This window comes from Streptomyces sp. SID12501, from assembly GCF_010550245.1.
Taxonomy (GTDB): Bacteria; Actinomycetota; Actinomycetes; order Streptomycetales; family Streptomycetaceae; genus Streptomyces.
Window position 1 is genome coordinate 1 of the sequence record NZ_JAAGLU010000232.1, and the last position, 654, is coordinate 654.

Genomic DNA, 654 nt, shown 5'->3' on the forward strand with positions numbered 1-654 from the left:
CATGCCCGGCAACCTAGCCGGTCACGGGCCCGGAGCGGTCCTGCCCGTCCCCGAGCGTGTCACCCATAGGACGACTAGGGTCATGGCGAACCTCGAGGAGTTGATGTCGTGCCCACCGACACCCCGCAGGACGGCTACGACCTGGTCGTCGTCGCGAACCGGCTGCCCGTCGACGTGAGCCTGGACGACGACGGCGCACCGAGCTGGACCCGCTCCCCCGGCGGCCTGGTCACGGCGCTCGCGCCCGTGATGGCGAAGGCCGACGGCGCGTGGGTCGGCTGGGGCGGCTCGCCCGGCCTGGAGCTCGACCCGTTCGACGTGGACGGCACGCAGCTCGTGCCCGTGACGCTCACGTCCGACGACGTCGAGCGCTACTACGAGGGCTTCTCGAACGACACGCTGTGGCCCCTGTACCACGACGTGATCGCGCCGCCCACGTTCCACCGCCAGTGGTGGGACGCGTACCAGCGCGTCAACCGGCGGTTCGCCGAGGCCGCCGCGCGCGACGCGTCGCCGGGCGCGACCGTGTGGGTGCACGACTACCAGCTCCAGCTCGTCCCGGCGTACCTGCGCGAGCTGCGGCCCGACCTGCGGATCGGCTACTTCCACCACATCCCGTTCCCGCCGCTCGAGATCTTCGCGCAGCTGCCGTGG

General features: G+C 72.0%; 1 protein-coding gene. It reads left to right on the forward strand.

What is annotated here, in order from left to right:
• Positions 1–108 precede the first annotated feature (108 nt).
• Positions 109–654 (forward strand): trehalose-6-phosphate synthase (locus tag G3I71_RS45440; protein WP_164324789.1); only part of this gene is annotated, 546 nt, incomplete at its 3' end.